This is a genomic window from Ferrimonas gelatinilytica, from assembly GCF_039544205.1.
In the GTDB taxonomy this organism is placed as follows: Bacteria; Pseudomonadota; Gammaproteobacteria; order Enterobacterales; family Shewanellaceae; genus Ferrimonas; species Ferrimonas gelatinilytica.
In genome coordinates this window covers 39,473-56,849 of sequence record NZ_BAABLF010000027.1, presented here as the reverse complement: position 1 = coordinate 56,849, position 17,377 = coordinate 39,473, and the positions used below count along the sequence as shown (strand labels likewise).

At 58.2% G+C, this 17,377-nt stretch carries 13 protein-coding genes; 8 read left to right on the top strand and 5 right to left on the bottom strand.

Annotation, left to right across the window (positions count from 1 at the left end; all coding sequences use genetic code 11):
* Nucleotides 1-94: 94 nt before the first annotated feature.
* Complete coding sequence (locus ABD997_RS13165; RefSeq protein WP_345317575.1) at nucleotides 95-3,301, top strand: amidohydrolase family protein; 3,207 nt, start codon at nucleotides 95-97, stop codon at nucleotides 3,299-3,301.
* 89 nt (nucleotides 3,302-3,390) lie between these two features.
* Here ABD997_RS13165 and ABD997_RS13160 read toward each other — a convergent pair whose 3' ends face one another.
* Nucleotides 3,391-3,975 (bottom strand): DNA-3-methyladenine glycosylase I, encoded by a 585-nt coding sequence (locus ABD997_RS13160; protein WP_345317574.1) that lies wholly within the window; start codon nucleotides 3,973-3,975, stop codon nucleotides 3,391-3,393.
* Between the two features lie 134 nt (nucleotides 3,976-4,109).
* Here ABD997_RS13160 and glyQ point away from each other — a divergent pair, with 134 nt between their 5' ends.
* The 3 genes from glyQ to ABD997_RS13145 all read left to right on the top strand — a co-directional run bounded on the left by glyQ (nucleotide 4,110) and on the right by ABD997_RS13145 (nucleotide 8,385).
* Complete coding sequence (gene glyQ, locus ABD997_RS13155) at nucleotides 4,110-5,021, top strand: glycine--tRNA ligase subunit alpha (protein WP_345317573.1); 912 nt, start codon at nucleotides 4,110-4,112, stop codon at nucleotides 5,019-5,021.
* Nucleotides 5,022-5,028: 7 nt separating this feature from the next.
* Nucleotides 5,029-7,122, top strand: a complete 2,094-nt coding sequence (glyS, locus tag ABD997_RS13150; RefSeq protein ID WP_345317571.1) for a glycine--tRNA ligase subunit beta — start codon at nucleotides 5,029-5,031, stop codon at nucleotides 7,120-7,122.
* A 225-nt stretch (nucleotides 7,123-7,347) separates the two neighbouring features.
* A complete protein-coding gene (locus ABD997_RS13145) occupies nucleotides 7,348-8,385 on the top strand; it encodes a GMP reductase (protein ID WP_345317569.1) in 1,038 nt (345 codons plus the stop codon).
* Nucleotides 8,386-8,537: 152 nt separating this feature from the next.
* On the opposite strand, the gene gyrB is transcribed toward ABD997_RS13145, so the two are convergent.
* Genes gyrB through dnaA form a run of 4 tightly spaced genes read right to left on the bottom strand, consistent with a single transcriptional unit; the run spans nucleotide 8,538 to nucleotide 14,529 of the window.
* Complete coding sequence (gyrB, locus tag ABD997_RS13140) at nucleotides 8,538-10,955, bottom strand: DNA topoisomerase (ATP-hydrolyzing) subunit B (protein WP_345317567.1); 2,418 nt, start codon at nucleotides 10,953-10,955, stop codon at nucleotides 8,538-8,540.
* 14 nt (nucleotides 10,956-10,969) lie between these two features.
* Nucleotides 10,970-12,037 (bottom strand): DNA replication/repair protein RecF, encoded by a 1,068-nt coding sequence (gene recF, locus ABD997_RS13135; RefSeq protein ID WP_345317565.1) that lies wholly within the window; start codon nucleotides 12,035-12,037, stop codon nucleotides 10,970-10,972.
* On the bottom strand, nucleotides 12,037-13,137 hold the full coding sequence (gene dnaN, locus ABD997_RS13130) for a DNA polymerase III subunit beta (protein WP_345317563.1): 1,101 nt from the start codon (nucleotides 13,135-13,137) through the stop codon (nucleotides 12,037-12,039). Before dnaN ends, recF begins: the two co-directional genes overlap by 1 nt.
* Nucleotides 13,138-13,152: 15 nt before the next feature.
* Nucleotides 13,153-14,529: a chromosomal replication initiator protein DnaA gene (dnaA, locus tag ABD997_RS13125; RefSeq protein ID WP_345317561.1), complete on the bottom strand. Its 1,377-nt coding sequence runs from the start codon at nucleotides 14,527-14,529 to the stop codon at nucleotides 13,153-13,155.
* Nucleotides 14,530-14,968: 439 nt separating this feature from the next.
* On the opposite strand from dnaA, the gene rpmH reads away from it, so the two are divergent.
* Genes rpmH through yidC form a run of 4 tightly spaced genes read left to right on the top strand, consistent with a single transcriptional unit; the run spans nucleotide 14,969 to nucleotide 17,319 of the window.
* Nucleotides 14,969-15,103, top strand: a complete 135-nt coding sequence (gene rpmH / locus ABD997_RS13120) for a 50S ribosomal protein L34 (RefSeq protein ID WP_013347301.1) — start codon at nucleotides 14,969-14,971, stop codon at nucleotides 15,101-15,103.
* A 6-nt stretch (nucleotides 15,104-15,109) separates the two neighbouring features.
* Complete coding sequence (rnpA, locus tag ABD997_RS13115) at nucleotides 15,110-15,484, top strand: ribonuclease P protein component (RefSeq protein ID WP_345317558.1); 375 nt, start codon at nucleotides 15,110-15,112, stop codon at nucleotides 15,482-15,484.
* Nucleotides 15,448-15,699, top strand: coding sequence for a membrane protein insertion efficiency factor YidD (gene yidD, locus ABD997_RS13110; RefSeq protein WP_345317556.1), 252 nt, complete (start codon nucleotides 15,448-15,450; stop codon nucleotides 15,697-15,699). Before rnpA ends, yidD begins: the two co-directional genes overlap by 37 nt.
* A gap of 6 nt (nucleotides 15,700-15,705) precedes the next feature.
* Nucleotides 15,706-17,319, top strand: coding sequence for a membrane protein insertase YidC (gene yidC, locus ABD997_RS13105; protein WP_345317554.1), 1,614 nt, complete (start codon nucleotides 15,706-15,708; stop codon nucleotides 17,317-17,319).
* Nucleotides 17,320-17,377: the final 58 nt, after the last annotated feature.

Here is a 17,377-nt window from a genome sequence, read left to right as displayed (position 1 = left end):
AACAATTCTTCCGCCGGTCGCTGCTTTGAGGCCCGGATCCCGGTTGTTACACTCCGGTTGACTTCGAAATCAACTGATAACAACAGGGATCGTTATGTTCAAGCCCTCTGCCCTCACCCTGCTGCTGGCTGGCGCCGGCCTGCTCAGCACGCCACTGCTGGCGTCCGACACTGACACCAAGATCGAGGCCTCCCCCACCTGGCAGGTCAATGCCCCCGCTAATGCCCCGCTCGAAACCATCCGGATCGAGGTGCAACAAGGCACCTGGATGAACCTGGATATCAGTCCGGATGGGAATACACTGGTGTTCGATCTGCTCGGCGATCTCTACACCCTGCCCATCGAGGGGGGCCACGCCACCCCCCTGCGCCAGGGAATCGCCTGGCATATGCAGCCGCGCTTCAGCCCCGACGGCAAACGCATCGCTTTTACCTCCGATGAGGATGGCGGCGACAACCTCTGGATCATGAACGCCGATGGCAGCGAAGCCCATCCGGTCACCGAGGAGGAGTTCCGCCTGCTCAACAGTCCCGCTTGGAGTCCCGATGGGCAGTACCTGGTCGGTCGTAAGCACTACACAGCCCGTCGAAGCCTGGGCGCCGGTGAAGTCTGGCTTTACCACCTCAGCGGGGGCGACGGGATTCAGCTGACCGCCCGTCCCAACGACCAGAAAGACCTGGGTGAGCCCGCCTTCTCCCCTGACGGCCGCTACATCTATTTCTCCCAGGACGCCACCCCGGGCAAGACCTTTCACTACTCCAAGGACTCGGTAAAAGGGATCTACAAGATCAAGCGTTACGACCGGGAAACCGGGGAGATCGAAGTGCTGCTGGAGGGCAGCGGTGGTGCCATTCGCCCCACCCCAAGTCCAGATGGCAAGACCCTGGCCTACATCGCCCGCGATGGCTTCCAGAGCGCACTCTACCTGTACGATCTGGCCTCCGGAGAGAAGCGCAAGCTGTACGTTCAGCTCGACCGGGATATGCAGGAGACCTGGGCGATTCACGGCGTCTACCCCACCCTGGCCTGGACCCCGGACAGCGAAGAGCTGGTGTTCTGGGCCGGCGGCCAGATCCACAAGCTGAACGTCGACAGCGGCGACAGCGCCGTGATCCCGTTTAAGGTGGCCACCGAGAAGCAGGTCCAGCCGGCGGTGCGCTTCAGCCAGGACCTGGATCAGGACAGTTTCCAGGTCAAGATGCTACGCCAGATGCAGATCTCACCGGATGGTGAGCAGATCGCTTTCGAGGCATTGGGCAAGATCTGGATAAAAGCACGCGGCGATGCCAAGCCCGAGCGACTGACCCGCCAGGATAACGCCTTTGAACTCTTTCCCACCTGGTCCCGGGATGGCAAGCGCCTCGCTTACGTGACCTGGAACGATACCGACCAGGGGGCCGTCGTAGTGCGGGATCTGCGCCGCAAGCGCAACCGCATCGTGACGACGGAGCCAGGAAAATACGTTGAACCCGCCTTTTCCCCGGACGGAGAGACTCTGGTATTCCGTAAAACCAAGGGCTACTACATTACCCCCCGCAGCTGGAATCGCGAACCTGGGATCTATGCCGTCGAGTGGGAGAGCAAGCATCCTGAACCGGTCCGGATCAGCAAACGCGGCAGTGCCCCGCACTTCGGCGATCGCAGCGACCGGGTGTTCTTTACCACTTACGAAGAGGGTCAGCCGGCTTTGGCCAGTGTCAACCTGCAGGGTTTTGAGGAGCGGGTCCACTACACCTCTGAACACGCCACCGAGTTCCACGTCGCCCCCGACGGCCGCCATCTGGCCTTTGCCGAGCGCTTCAAGGTGTTTGTCACACCGATGGCGGAGCATGGTGAAACCCTGAAGATCGGCCCCAACGGCGGCGGACTGCCGGTGAAGCAGCTGTCCGAGCGGGCCGGTGAGCAGATCAGCTGGAGCGGCGACAGCCGAAGCCTCTACTGGAACCTGGGCCCGGAGCTGTTCACCGCCGAGCTGACCGGTCTCTTTACGCCGGGCAGCGAACTCACCGTAACGCCCGAAGTTGAGCCGATCGATCTCACGGCCAAGGCGGAAGTTCCACGTGGAACCATCGCCTTTGTTGGCGGCCGGGTGATCACCATGGAGCAGGACAAGGTACTGGAAAACGCCACCGTGGTAGTCGAGGGAAATAAGATCACCGCCGTCGGTGAAGCGATCGCCATTCCCGAGGGGGCGCAGGTGATCGACATCAGTGGCAAAACCCTGATGCCAGGCCTGTTCGACGCTCACGCTCACGGCGCCCAAGGGCAGGATGAGATTATCCCGCAGCAAAACTGGATCAACTACGCCGGTCTGGCCCTGGGGGTAACCAGCATCCATGACCCATCCAATGACACCACCGAGGTGTTTGCCGCCAGCGAGCTGCAAAAAGCCGGCGAAATCGTCGGGCCAAGGATCTTCTCCACCGGCACCATCCTCTACGGGGCCAACAGCCCTGGTGCCACCGCCCACATCGACAGCCTAGAGGACGCCAAGTTCCACCTCTCCCGCCTCAAGGCGGTGGGTGCCTTCAGCGTCAAGAGCTACAACCAGCCAAGACGAAACCAGCGCCAGCAGGTGATCGCCGCAGCCAGGGAGCTGGAGATGATGGTGGTGCCCGAGGGGGGCTCCCTGCTTCAGCACAACCTGACCATGGTGTCTGATGGCCACACTGGCCTGGAGCACAGCCTGCCCGCTGCCAAGCTCTACGACGACGTGAAGCAGTTCTGGTCCCAGACCGAGGTGGGCTACACACCGACCCTGGTAGTGGCCTACGGCGGCATCTGGGGGGAGAACTACTGGTATGACAAAACCGAGGTTTGGAACCACCCTCGCCTCTCACAGTACGTTCCCAAGGACATTCTACGCAGCCGCTCCATGCGCCGCCCAACCGCACCGGATGAGCACTACAACCACTTCAACGTGGCCCGGGAAGCCAAGGCGATGGCGGATCTTGGGGTGCACAGCAACATCGGTGCCCATGGCCAGCGAGAGGGATTAGGTGCCCACTGGGAGATCTGGATGTTCGCCCAAGGTGGCATGAGCAACCTGGAGGCGCTGAAAACCGCCACCCTGAACCCGGCGATCCACTTCGGCATGGATCATCAGCTTGGTAGCATTCGCGAGGGCAAGCTGGCGGATATCATCGTCATCGATGGCAACCCCCTTGAGGACATTCGCAGTAGCGACCGCGTCACCTACACCATGGTCAATGGCCGGCTCTATGATGCTGACACCATGAACCGTGTCGATGGTCAGGGCGAGGAGCGACAGGCGTTTTTCTTCGAGTCCGTTAGGCTCTAATCACCAAAATTAAAGAGGTGAGCCATCTGGCTCGCCTTTTTTATGCAAAGTGATAACTGAGTTTACGTCCGATCAGGGTACAAGTAATGCTACTCAACAGGAGCTTGCTGACACGCCTGATGTTGAGGGCACTGGAGCAGATGGTCGTTCACCATCCCCACCGCCTGCATAAAGGCGTAGCAGATGGTGCTCCCTACAAAGTTAAAGCCCCTTTTCTTCAGTGCCTTGCTCATCGCATCCGACTCCGGTGAGGTGGCCGGCAACTGACTTATCTCCGTCCAGCCATTCACCTTGCTCCTGCCTCCCACGAACTCCCAGAGGAACTGGGCAAAATCGATCCCCTCGGCCTCCATCGCCAGGTAGGCGCGGGCATTCTTGACGATCGAGTTCACCTTCAGGCGGTTACGGACGATACCCGGGTTTTGCAGCAGGGCCTCTATCTTTGCCTCGTCATAATGGGCAATCCTGGCCGGTTCGAAGCCATCGAAAGCCGCCCGATAGTTCTCCGTTTTTCTGAGGATAATCAGCCATGAGAGCCCTGCCTGCTGTCCATCCAGGCACAGCTTCTCAAACAGCGCCCTGCTGTCCCATACCGGCCTGCCCCACTCATTATCGTGATAGGCGACGTACTGCGGATCTGTCCCACACCAACCACATCGCTGTTGCTCTGTCATTCCCACGTCCCATGCTCGACGGCTGCCCAGAATGGCGCGCCGATGTGCCAAAAATTTAGCCTACATCTGACTGTAGTCACAGGGTATAATTGGCCCCATTTACCAAAATCCACACCGCATTCAGGTGAGATCCCATGCATAAGTATGACACCCAAACCTTCCAGGGCCTGATCCTGGCTCTGCAGGACTACTGGGCACAGCAAGGCTGCGCCGTGGTCCAGCCTCTGGATATGGAAGTCGGCGCCGGTACTTCCCACCCGCTGACCTGTCTGCGCGCCCTCGGCCCGGAGCCGTTTGCCGCCGCCTACGTTCAGCCCTCCCGCCGCCCTACCGATGGCCGCTATGGTGAGAACCCCAACCGCCTGCAACACTACTACCAGTTCCAGGTGATCATGAAGCCGTCGCCGGACAACATTCAGGAGCTCTACCTGGGCTCACTGAAGACCATCGGCATGGACCCGGAAGTGCACGATATCCGCTTCGTCGAAGACAACTGGGAAAACCCCACCCTAGGCGCCTGGGGGCTGGGCTGGGAAGTGTGGCTCGATGGCATGGAGGTCACCCAGTTTACCTACTTCCAGCAAGTCGGCGGCCTGGAGTGTAAGCCGGTGACCGGTGAGATCACCTACGGTCTGGAACGCCTGGCGATGTATGTTCAGGGCGTGGACAACGTCTATGACCTGGTCTGGGCGGACGGCCCCTTCGGCAGGATCACTTACGGGGATGTGTTCCACCAGAACGAAGTGGAGCAGTCCACCTACAACTTCGAACACGCCGATGTGGATTTCCTGTTCAGCTACTTCGACCAGTGTGAAAAGGAGTGCCAGCACCTGCTTGGGCTGGAACAGCCGCTGCCCCTGCCCGCCTATGAGCGGATCCTGGATGCTGGCCATGCCTTCAACCTGCTGGATGCCCGCAAGGCGATCTCTGTTACAGAGCGTCAGCGCTATATCTTGCGGATCCGCACCCTGACCAAGGCGGTAGCCGAAGCCTACTACGCCTCCCGCGAAGCCCTGGGCTTCCCCATGTGCAAGCCGAAGCAGTGAGAACACAATGACTGAGCAAGTATTCCTGGTTGAGATCGGCACCGAAGAGCTGCCGCCCAAAGCCCTGCGTACCCTGGCGGAGTCCTTTGCCGCCAACCTGACCGACGGCCTGGACAAGGCGGAACTGCCTCATGGTGACGTTCAGTGGTTCGCCTCTCCCCGCCGCCTGGCAGTAAAAGTGGCGGACCTGGCGGCAGCGCAGCCGGATAAGATCGTCGAAAAACGTGGCCCGGCCACCAAAGCCGCCTTCGATGCCGATGGCAACCCCACCAAAGCGGCCGAAGGCTGGGCCCGGGGCTGCGGCATTACCGTCGCCGAGGCGAGCCGACTGAGCACCGACAAGGGTGAGTGGCTACTGCACAAGGCGCAGGTCAAGGGACAGCCGGTGCAGACCCTGCTGCCCGAACTGGTCAGTCAGGCTCTGGCCAAGCTGCCGATCCCCAAGCCGATGCGCTGGGGCGATTACGATACCCAATTTATCCGTCCGGTTAAGACCGTCACCCTGCTGTTCGGAACCGAATCGATCGATGCCACGATTCTTGGGGTGAAAAGCGGTACCACCCTCCAGGGCCACCGCTTCATGGGTGAGCCGAAATTCACCATCGACTCTGCCGACAGCTACCCGCAGTGCCTGCTGGATGGCCACTACGTCATGGCCGACTATGAGGCTCGTAAGGCCAAGATCAAGGCAGACCTGGAAGCGGCCGCAGCCGAGATCGGTGGTATGGCCGATATGGACGACGACCTGCTGGAGGAGGTGACCTCCCTGGTTGAGTGGCCGGTGGTGCTGACCGCCTCCTTCGAGGCCGAGTTCCTGAACGTGCCAGCCGAGGCACTGGTCTACACCATGAAGGGCGACCAGAAGTACTTCCCGGTATACGACAAACAGGGCAAGCTGCTTCCCAAGTTCATCTTTGTCTCCAATATCGAGTCCAAAGATCCCCGTCAGGTGATCGAAGGCAATGAAAAAGTGGTCCGCCCCCGTCTGGCGGATGCGGAGTTCTTCTTCAACACCGACAAGAAACAGAAGCTGATCGAACAGCTGCCCCGGCTGGAGTCGGTGCTGTTCCAGAAACAGCTGGGCACACTCAAGGACAAGACCGACCGAATCGAGGGCATGGCCGCCCATGTGGCCAAGCTGATCGGCGCCAACGAGGCACATGCGGCCCGCGCCGGCCTGCTCTCCAAGTGTGACCTGATGACCAACATGGTATTCGAGTTCACCGACACCCAGGGTGTAATGGGGATGCACTACGCCCGCCACGACGGTGAAGCCGAAGAGGTCGCAGTGGCCCTTAACGAGCAGTACCAGCCGCGCTATGCCGGTGATGCCCTGCCCGGCAGTGGCGTTGCCCAGGCCCTGGCCATCGCCGACAAGATGGACTCACTGGTCGGGATCTTCGGTATCGGCCAACCGCCGAAAGCGGATCGTGATCCCTTCGCTTTGCGCCGTGCCGCCATCGGGGTACTGCGTATCGCCGTGGAAAAAGCGCTGCCGCTGGATCTCTTCAACCTGGCCGCTTACAGCTACAGCCTGTTTGCGGAACAGGGCAAGCTGGATAATGACCCTAAACATGCGGTCAAGGTGTGCGATCAGGTGGTCGACTTCATGCTGGCCCGCTTCCGCGCCTGGTACCAGGAGCAGGGTTTCCCCGTGGATGTGATTCAGGCGGTACTGGCACTGCGTCCCACCCGCCCCCTGGACTTCGATCAGCGCGTCAAGGCGATGCAGCACTTCCGCAGCCTCGATGCCGCCGAGGCCCTGGCTGCCGCCAACAAACGGGTCGGCAATATCCTCGCCAAGGTCGAGGGCGAGATCTCCGATGAGATCGACCCATCTCTCTTGCAGGAAAGCGCCGAGCAAGCCCTGGCCGCCAAGCTTAAGGAGGTGAGCAGCGCCGTTACCCCGCTGTACGCCCAGGGCAACTACCAACAGGGGCTGGTGAAGCTCGCGGAATTGCGCGAGTCGGTAGATAACTTCTTCGACAACGTTATGGTTAACGCCGATGAGCCCGCCCTCAGGGCCAATCGACAAGCGCTGTTGAAGCAGCTGCGTCGTCTGTTTATGCAGGTGGGTGACATCTCTTTGCTGCAACAGTAAGAGATTTTCAAGCCAGAGAAAGGCCGCCTTCGGGCGGCCTTTTTAATTGTCTATTAAGAAGAACAGACTGTTCCAAACAAAACGGTTGGCTGTTCAAGCGAGCTCCCTATAATGCCCAAAACCGGTGCGTACGCTTTTTTATGGCGGGTTTGTGCTGGTTTGAATCTCCTCTCCAGTCTCGATCCCGCTGCTTATTTTCCGCAAGTAGTATCCGGGATTTAGACCATGCATATCGAATCTGACATCAAACTGGGCTTCAAAGACGTCCTGTTCCGACCCAAGCGCTCCACTCTCCAAAGCCGCTCCGAAGTCGACATTCGTCGTAGCTTCACCTTCAAGCATGCCGAGGGCGAATGGACCGGGGTTCCCGTCATTGCCGCCAATATGGATACCGTCGGCACCTTCGAGATGGCGGCCGCGTTGGCCGAGCACGAGATGCTAACCGCCGTGCATAAGCACTACAGCATTGAGCAGTGGAGCGAGTTTCTGGGTGCCCAGGATGAGAAGATCTACCAGCACATCATGGTTTCCACCGGTACGTCCGAGCGTGAATTTGACAAGCTCTCTACCCTGATGAACGACTTTCCCTCCCTGCGTTTCATCTGTATCGATGTGGCCAACGGTTACCAGCAAAGCTTCGTGACATTCATCTCCAGGGTGCGAGCTGCCTTCCCCAGCAAGGTGATCGTGGCCGGCAACGTCGTGACCGGAGAGATGTCCGAGGAGCTGATCCTGGCCGGTGCTGACATCGTGAAAGTGGGTATTGGCCCGGGCTCAGTCTGCACCACACGGGTAAAAACCGGTGTGGGCTACCCCCAACTCTCCGCCATCATAGAGTGTGCTGACGCCGCTCACGGGCTGGGTGGCCAGATCGTCGGTGACGGTGGGTGCACCTGCGCTGGTGATGTCTCCAAGGCCTTTGGCGGCGGTGCCGATTTTGTCATGCTCGGTGGCATGCTGGCGGGCCACGACGAGTCCGGTGGCGAGCGGGTCGAGAAGGAGAGCAAAACCTTCGTCGCCTTCTACGGCATGAGCTCTGATACCGCTATGAATAAACACAACGGTGGCGTCGCCAAGTACCGGGCTTCCGAAGGTAAGACCGTCATGCTGCCCTACCGTGGTCCGGTTGAAAACACCGTTCAGGATATCCTCGGCGGTGTCCGCTCCACCTGCACCTATGTCGGTGCCCGCAAGCTCAAGGAGCTAACCAAACGCACCACCTTCATTCGGGTGAATGAGCAGGAAAACCGCGTCTATAACTGACGCGACTCCGAAAAGAAAAAGGCGCCCTGTGGGGGCGCCTTTTTGCTGCTCTCTGTCCTGAGGGTCGTCCAAATCAGAGTACCGCGTGTCGGATGTTTCACGTGGAACAAAAAAGGCAGCCAACCGGCTGCCTTTTCACACGTAGCTTGGGTTTAAACGTCCAGGTTGGCCACCGCCAGAGCGTTGCGCTCAATGAACTCCCGACGCGGCTCCACCTGATCCCCCATCAAGGTATTGAACAGTTGGTCAGCGCCGATGGCGTCCTCGATAGTCACTTGCAGCATGCGACGGGTTTCCGGATCCATGGTGGTTTCCCACAGCTGATCCGGGTTCATCTCGCCCAGCCCTTTGTAGCGCTGAATATAGAGACCACGCTTGGACTCCTTGATCAGCCAGTCCAGGCCCTGCTCAAAGCTGCTGATAGGGAAGCGACGCTCACCACGGCGCATGTAGGCCCCCTCCTCTACCAGGTCGGCCAGGGCATCATACAGGGCCACTATCTTGCGGTAGTCACTGGAGTGGAAGAAATCGAACGTTAGAAGGTAATCGGATTCAACCCCATGCTGGCGCAGGATAAGCTTCGGCAGCCAGACCTCACGCTCACCCTCCTCCTCCAGCTCGAAGCGATAGCTGGCACCCTCGAGATCCAACTCATTCAGAGTGCTGACCAGGCCATCTGTCCACTGGGTAATGGCAGCCTTATCCTTCAGTTCAGCCTCGGATATCGGTGCTGTATAGATCAACTGCTTGAGCAGAGAGATCGGGTAACGGCGGCTCTGACGCTCCACCACGGCCTCTACATCACGGAACTGGTACACCAGTTTTTCCAGTGCCTCACCGCTGATCCCTGGCGCTTCGCTGTTCACGTGCAGAGCCGCGCTATCCAGTGCCAGGGTAGTCAGGTACTCGATCAGGGCCGGCTCATCCTTGATGTAGCGCTCCTGCTTGCCCTTCTTCACCTTATACAGCGGTGGCTGGGCAATGTAGATGTAGCCCCGCTCGATCAACTCCGGCATCTGCCGGTAGAAGAAGGTCAGCAGCAAGGTACGGATGTGGGAGCCGTCGACATCCGCATCCGTCATGATGATGATGTTGTGGTACCGGGTTTTCTCCGGATCGTACTCATCCCGGCCGATACCGCAGCCCAGGGCGGTGATCAGGGTTGCGACCTCCTGGGAAGACAGCATCTTGTCGAAGCGTGCCTTCTCCACGTTGAGGATTTTCCCCTTGAGCGGCAGGATCGCCTGATTCTTCCGGTTGCGGCCTTGCTTGGCAGAACCGCCAGCGGAGTCACCCTCCACAATGTAGAGTTCGGATTTACCCGGGTCTTTCTCCTGACAATCCGCCAGCTTGCCTGGCAGACCTGCCAGATCCAGAGCCCCTTTGCGACGGGTCATCTCACGGGCCTTACGGGCCGCTTCCCGAGCGCGGGCGGCATCGATGATCTTGTTCACGACCACCTTGGCTTCACCGGGGTTCTCCAACAGGTACTCAGCCAGCTTCTCGCCCATCGCCTGCTCAACCGCTGTTTTCACCTCCGAGGAGACCAGTTTGTCTTTGGTCTGGGAGGAGAACTTGGGATCCGGCACCTTCACGGAGATCACGGCAGTCAGACCTTCACGGGCGTCATCACCGGACGCGGAGGTTTTCGCTTTCTTGCTGTACCCCTCCCTGTCCATGTAGGTGTTCAGGGTCCGGGTGAGCGAGGCACGAAAACCGGCCAGGTGTGTTCCCCCATCACGCTGGGGAATGTTATTAGTGAAGCAGTAGATGTTTTCCTGGAAACCATCGTTCCACTGCATCGCGATCTCAACCGCGGTGCCATCTTCCCGTTCAGTATTGAAGTAAAAGATGTTCTGGTTGATCGGGGTCTTGTTGGTATTGAGGAACTCAACGAACGCCTGTATCCCGCCTTCGTAGCAGAAGTGCTCCTCCTTGCCGTCTCGCTCGTCCAGCAAACGGATGGAGACCCCGGAGTTGAGGAAGGAGAGTTCACGCACCCGCTTGGCCAGGATGTCCCAGTGGAAGGTCACATCGGAGAATATGGTGGGGCTCGGCCAGAAACGGATAGTGGTACCGGTCTTATCGGTATCTCCAACCGCCTTAAGCGGCGATTCGGGCTCACCGAGATGGTAGGTCTGTTCGTGTACATGACCCTGACGACGTACGGTCAGTTCCAGTTTATCGGACAGGGCGTTGACCACCGACACCCCAACGCCGTGCAGGCCACCGGATACCTTGTAGGAGTTGTCATCGAACTTACCCCCGGCGTGCAGCACCGTCATGATCACCTCGGCGGCGGACACGCCCTCCTCTGCGTGCATGTCCACGGGGATCCCCCGGCCATCATCACGCACCGAAAGGGAACCATCGGCATGGATGGTGATCACGATGTCATTACAGTGACCAGCCAAGGCTTCGTCGATGGAGTTATCCACCACCTCGAACACCATGTGGTGCAGGCCGGTACCATCATCGGTATCACCGATGTACATCCCGGGACGCTTACGCACCGCGTCCAGGCCTTTGAGGACCTTAATACTCGAGGAATCGTAGCTGTTTTCTGCCATTCGCCTGTCTCTGATTAGTCTGTCTGTTCCGTGATCCGGCCATGTTCCACGTGGAACTTTCGGCCCCATGGGACCATAGCCAGCTGTTCCGGCTCGATGGCCGTAACGAATACCTGGCTGCCGGTGTGTTGCAATTGCTCCAACAGCAGGGTGCGACGTCCGTGATCCAACTCGGACGCCAGGTCATCCACCAAATAGAGGCAACCACGCTGTTGCTGCTGACTCAAAACCCGACCCTGTGCGATCTTCAATGCGCAAACCAGCAGTTTAAGCTGACCGCGGGATAGAGCATCCTGAGCCGGCAGTTTATTCACGCGCAAACGCAGGTCCGCCTTATGGGGGCCGGAAACCGTGTAGCCGAGTTGAATATCGCGCTCCAAGTTATGACTCAGAAGCTGTTCCAACGGCGTTTTTACATCCCATCCCTGGCTGAAGCTGACCCGGATCGGTACGTCAGGTAAAAACGGCTCCATTATACCCTTCAGCGCACCATTTAACGAATTTACCCAGTTACTTCTCAGCCGGGTAAGCCACTCTCCATAATGCGCCGTCTGGGTGTCCCAAACGCTTATCTGGCGGGCGGCGCCGGGCTGACGTAACAACTGGTTTCGCTGTTTCAACAGGCGCCGATAGCGGCTCCACACGCCGAGAAACTGCGGGTCGGTATGGAAAGCTCCCCAATCGATAAACTCCCGCCGCGCCTTGGGCCCATCCAGCAACAGGGAGAAACTCTCCGGACTGATCAATTGCAGCGGCATGCGCGCCGCCAGCTCAGCCAGTCGCCTGGGACGCTCTCCGTTGATGCGAACGTCATTGTCACCCTCGCGAGGGCGCTGGATCCCGAGCCGATCCCCCTGTTCAAGGCGGCCAAAGAGGGTGAACTGGGGTTGTTCATGCTGAATCACCCGGGGTGCCAAGTGGGTACGAAATGAACGCCCCAGGCTCAGGTACCAGATCGCCTCCAGGACACTGGTTTTACCGCTACCATTGGCGCCATAAATAAGATTAAGACCGCCGGCCGGGGTAAGGCTGGCGGTCTCAATGTTGCGAAAATGGCGGATCTGAAGTTGCGACAGGGCCATCAGAGTCGCATCGGCATCACCACGTAAAGCGACTCGCCGCTCTCGCCCCCTTCAAAAAGGGCACTGCTGTTGGGCCCACCCAGGGTCACTTTGACCGTGGGTTCTTTCAAGGCATTAAGCACGTCCAGAACGTAGGAAACGTTAAAGCCAATCTCCAGGTTGGGATAGCCATACTCGATGTCCAGGACCTCCTCCGCCTCCTCCTGCTCAGGGTTGTTGGCAGTAATGGTGAGCTTGTCATTTTCCAGCAGCAGGCGGACGCCACGAAACTTTTCATTGGAGAGAATCGAGGCTCGGGCAAACGCCTGCTTCAGCAGGTCCCGATCTGCCAACACGACCTTATCGCCATCCTTCGGCAGCACCCGTCTGTAATCGGGGAAGCGGCCATCCACCAGTTTGGAGGTGAAGATGGCATCCCGGGTAACCGCGCGAATGCTGGAATCTCCGATGCACAGAGTGATCTCGGCCGATTCATCCTCGAACAAGCGGGCCAGTTCCACCACCCCTTTGCGAGGCACGATCACCTGTTTCTGCGGCAGGTCCGCATCGATGCTGCGCTGGCTCACCGCCAGACGATGGCCATCGGTGGACACGGTTCTCAGTACCTTACCTTCGGTCTCGAAGAGCATCCCATTGAGGTAGTAACGAACATCCTGGTGTGCCATCGAGAACTGGGTTGACTCGATTAATGACTTCAAGACGCCCTGCGGCAGGGTAAACTGCAGTTCCCCCTGCCAGTCCCCCAGGTCCGGGAACTCCTCCGCCGGCAGCGTTGCCAAAGAGAAGCGGCTGCGACCACAGCGGATCAACAGGCGGTTCTCCTGCTGAGCAATGGCGATCTCGGCATCGTCGGGAAGGCTCTTACAGATATCCAGGAACTTGCGGGCCGGAACCGTGATACGACCGGGCTGAACCTCGCCCTGCAGCGGAACCTGGCCGACCAGTTCAACCTCCAGATCGGTACCAGTGATCTTGAGCAGGTCGCCAGAGACCTCCAGCAGCACATTGGCGAGGATCGGCAGATTATGGCGCCGTTCAACGGCACCGGAAACCAGTTGTAAGGGCTTATACAGCGCATCCCGGGTAATGGAAAATTGCATCGGTGCTCGTCCCTATCAGGAAGACAATGTTCGGATCAGGTTGGCGTAATCTTCTTTAATGTCGTGGCTCTCTTCCCGCAACTCCCCAATCTTACGGCAAGCATGCAGTACTGTGGTGTGGTCACGCCCACCAAAGGCATCACCGATCTCGGGCAGGCTGTGGTTGGTCAACTCCTTGGCCAGGGCCATCGCCACCTGTCGGGGTCGGGCCACGGATCGGGAACGTCGCTTCGAGAGTAGGTCGGCCACCTTGATTTTGTAATACTCTGCCACCGTTTTCTGAATATTATCAATCGTTACCAACTTTTCTTGCAGAGCCAGAAGATCCCTCAGGGCTTCACGAACAAAATCGATGGTTATGGGGCGGCCGGTAAAATTGGCGTTGGCTATCACCCGGTTCAGCGCCCCCTCGAGCTCCCGCACATTGGAACGCAACCGCTTGGCGATGAAGAACGCCACCTCGTCGGGCAGGTGGATCTTGCTCTCCTCGGCCTTGCGCATCAGGATCGCCACCCGGGTCTCCAGCTCAGGCGGCTCGATCGCCACCGTCAGACCCCAGCCAAAGCGGGACTTGAGTCGATCCTCCACCCCATCGATCTCCTTGGGATAACGATCCGAAGTCAGGATGATCTGGTGATTGCCCTCAAGCAGAGCATTGAAGGTGTGAAAAAACTCCTCCTGAGAGCGATCCTTGTTGGCAAAGAACTGAATGTCATCGATCAACAACGCATCGACGCTGCGGTAATACCGCTTAAACTCGGCAATGGCGTTATTTTGCAGCGCCTTCACCATGTCCTGAACAAACCGCTCGGAGTGCATATACACCACCTTGGCGTTGGGCTTGTTCTTCATGATGCCATTCCCTACCGCGTGCAGCAGGTGGGTTTTACCCAGTCCGGTACCGCCATAAAGGAACAGAGGGTTATAAGCGCCACCAGGGTTATCCGCCACCTGGGTGGCCGCCGCGCGGGCCAACTGGTTCGACTTACCCTCAACGAAGTTGTCGAACTGATAGTTCAGGTTGATGTTGCTGCGAGGGCCGCTGGCGGAAGCAGGCTGCACCGGTGCCGGTTCTGGTCGGGAGACCGGTTGCTGGGCAGTGACAGTGCGCGGTGACTGTCCCACAGAGACTTTCGGCCGGGCCTCCGGGCGGGACCCAATATCGAATTGCAGGGTCGGAGCCTGGTCACCTAGTTCCTGATGAAGAAAAGCAGTGATCTTATCCAGGTACTTGTCCCGAACCCAGTCCAGCACGAAGCGATTTGGCGCGTACAGAACCAGGGTGTTGCCCATCAATTCCGATTGCAACGGTCGGATCCACATGCTGAATTGCTGTGCCGGCAACTCCTCCTGGAGTGACGCCACACAACCTTGCCAAATCGGTACACTCACCGCGATCTTCCCCGAAAACTAGAACACCAAAGAGAAGCAATTTTACCCATGTTGCTCAGTGATCACCATAGCTTAGAGAAGGTTATCAACAGATCCGATCCAAGATCTTTTGGTCAGATCGGATCCCGGGATCGCCAGGATCCCCGCAGCGAAACGCTGATTAAATAAGGGCTAGAAAGGGATCAGTGCGATCTATATAATGCCGCCGGTCGGATCCGATCCGCGATCCGGCTGTCTATATCTAGTGGTGGATACACAGTTTTATCCACAACAACTGGGGGTAGACCCGAGTGAAAAGAAAACACCGCAATTTCATTTGACGGTGGTGGTCGTTTTTTATTAGAATTCGGCCTCTTTTTGAACCGCCCGATCACCAAGCTAAGCTTGGGGTGGGCGTTTAAAGTTAATCTGTACAGTTAACTGAATACGGTAAAAAGCTATGAAACGTACTTTTCAACCGAGCGTTCTGAAGCGTAAGCGTAACCACGGTTTCCGTGCCCGCATGGCCACTAAAAACGGTCGTCAGGTACTGGCTCGTCGTCGCGCCAAAGGCCGCGCTCGCCTGTCCGCATAATTCATTATGCAAAGCGCCTCTCCGGTGCGATACACCTTCGGCCGGGAGTTACGTCTGTTAACTCCCGGCGATTTCAAACCCGTCTTCGCTAACCCTGTTCGGTCAGCCTCTCCCCAGTTAACCCTCCTAGCCCTGCCCAATGGTCTGGAGCATCCCCGTCTCGGCCTCACCATCGCCAAAAAACACGTCAAAAAAGCCTGCCAGCGAAACCGCATCAAGCGCGTTGTGCGAGACAGCTTTCGCCTTCAGCAGCATGCCTTGCCGCCGGTGGACATCGTGGTGATTGCCAAGAAAGGGGTAGACGAGCTGGATAACGCTGCCCTGCATAAACTGGTCAACAAGTTATGGCGCAAGCTCATTCGCCGTTGCAACGAGTCCTGATAGGATTGGTACGCGGCTACCAAAAGTGGATCAGCCCCATGCTGGGCCCCCGCTGTCGGTTCACGCCCACTTGTTCCCACTATACCGTGGATGCCATCGCACACCATGGAGCGATATACGGGTGTTGGTTAGCCATCGCACGCATATTAAAATGTCACCCTTTGCACCCGGGTGGCCATGATCCGGTTCCCAAAGCCAAACAAGGCAGAGACTGATAACTTATGGAATCACAACGTAATTTAATCCTGATCGGATTGCTGTTCGTCAGCTTCTTGCTGTGGCAACAGTGGAACATCGATCAGAACCCTCCGGCCCCTACCGAACAGGCCAGCACCCTGGCAGCCCCTTCGGCAGACGTGCCTCAGGCCAGCCAAACCAGTGATGCGCCCATTGGTGCCCAGCGCTCCTCGGCAGACCTGATATCGGTGACCACCGACACCCTGCAGTTGAAAATCGATCCGGTAGGCGGCGATGTCGTCTTTGCCGCACTGCCCAAGCACAAGCTGGAACAGGGAGGTGACGAGCCGTTAACCATCCTGGAGAATGACAGCCAGTTCACCTACGTGGCACAGAGTGGTCTGATCGGGGCCCAAGGCCCGGATAGCCAGCAGCGTCCCACCTACTCGGTTGAAGGCCAGTCCTTCACTCTGTCCGAAGGTCAGGACACCCTGGTGGTGCCCATGGTATTTACCGACGCCAACGGTATCACCTTCGAAAAGCGCTTTACCTTCGTCCGTGGCCAGTACGATGTCCGAGTCGATTACGTGGTTCGCAACGGCAGTGAGCAGAATGCTCAGGTTCAGATGTACACCCAGCTCAAGCAGAGCACCGGTAAAAAAGAGGGCAGCATGTTCATGCCCACTTACCGTGGCGCCGCCTACAGCACAGCCGATACCCGTTACGAAAAGTACAGCTTCGATAAGATTGCCAAGAACAACCTGGCTGAGCTGACCGAGGGTGGCTGGGTTGCCATGTTGCAGCACTATTTCGTGTCCGCCTGGGTACCTCAGCCCCAGGAGCGCAACGAGCTGTACAGCCGCAGCCTCAATGGTGAAGCCATCATCGGCGTTAAGCAGCCCTCCCAGGTGATCGCCCCCGGCAGTGAACTGACCACCGGCGCGTCCCTCTATGTGGGACCAAAAGACCAGGCAGCCCTGTCTGAGCTGTCTCCGACCCTGAACCTGGTTGTCGATTACGGTTGGCTCTGGTTTATCGCCCTGCCGCTGTACAAGCTACTGATGTTCCTGCACTCGTTGGTCGGCAACTGGGGCTTTGCCATCATCGTGATGACCCTGATCATCCGTGGCTTTATGTACCCGCTGACCAAGGCGCAGTACACCTCCATGGCCAAGATGCGCAAACTGCAGCCGAAACTGCAGGACCTCAAGGAGCGCTTTGGCGACGACCGTCAGCGCATGAGCCAGGCGATGATGGAGCTGTACAAGAAAGAGAAGGTCAACCCCATGGGTGGCTGTCTGCCGCTATTGCTGCAATTCCCCATCTTCATCGCCTTCTACTGGGTACTGCTGGAAGGGGTAGAACTTCGCCATGCAGACTTCATGTTCTGGATCACCGACCTGTCCCAGAAGGATCCCTACTACATCCTGCCTATCCTGATGGGCCTCTCCATGTTCGCAATGCAGAAGATGCAGCCGACCATGGCGACCATGGATCCGATGCAGCAGAAGATCATGCAGTACATGCCGGTGATGTTCACCTTCTTCTTCCTGTGGTTCCCTGCCGGTCTGGTACTGTACTGGCTGGTGGGTAACCTGGTGTCCATCACCCAGCAAGTGGTCATCTATCGTCAACTGGATGCCCAGGGGCTTAAGTAAGCTAAAGCCCTTTCAACGAGGCGGCCGGAAGGCCGCCTTTTTCATACCTCCCTTTCCC

Excerpts from the sequence above, each read along its gene's own strand:
- rpmH (WP_013347301.1), top strand. The coding sequence starts at position 14,969 with ATGAAACGTACTTTTCAACCGAGCGTTCTGAAGCGTAAGCGTAACCAC.
- glyQ (WP_345317573.1), top strand. The coding sequence starts at position 4,110 with ATGCATAAGTATGACACCCAAACCTTCCAGGGCCTGATCCTGGCTCTG.
- yidC (WP_345317554.1), top strand. The coding sequence starts at position 15,706 with ATGGAATCACAACGTAATTTAATCCTGATCGGATTGCTGTTCGTCAGC.
- ABD997_RS13165 (WP_345317575.1), top strand. The coding sequence starts at position 95 with ATGTTCAAGCCCTCTGCCCTCACCCTGCTGCTGGCTGGCGCCGGCCTG.
- ABD997_RS13160 (WP_345317574.1), bottom strand. The coding sequence starts at position 3,975 with ATGACAGAGCAACAGCGATGTGGTTGGTGTGGGACAGATCCGCAGTAC.
- ABD997_RS13145 (WP_345317569.1), top strand. The coding sequence starts at position 7,348 with ATGCATATCGAATCTGACATCAAACTGGGCTTCAAAGACGTCCTGTTC.
- yidD (WP_345317556.1), top strand. The coding sequence starts at position 15,448 with ATGGCGCAAGCTCATTCGCCGTTGCAACGAGTCCTGATAGGATTGGTA.
- gyrB (WP_345317567.1), bottom strand. The coding sequence starts at position 10,955 with ATGGCAGAAAACAGCTACGATTCCTCGAGTATTAAGGTCCTCAAAGGC.
- recF (WP_345317565.1), bottom strand. The coding sequence starts at position 12,037 with ATGGCCCTGTCGCAACTTCAGATCCGCCATTTTCGCAACATTGAGACC.
- glyS (WP_345317571.1), top strand. The coding sequence starts at position 5,029 with ATGACTGAGCAAGTATTCCTGGTTGAGATCGGCACCGAAGAGCTGCCG.
- dnaN (WP_345317563.1), bottom strand. The coding sequence starts at position 13,137 with ATGCAATTTTCCATTACCCGGGATGCGCTGTATAAGCCCTTACAACTG.
- rnpA (WP_345317558.1), top strand. The coding sequence starts at position 15,110 with ATGCAAAGCGCCTCTCCGGTGCGATACACCTTCGGCCGGGAGTTACGT.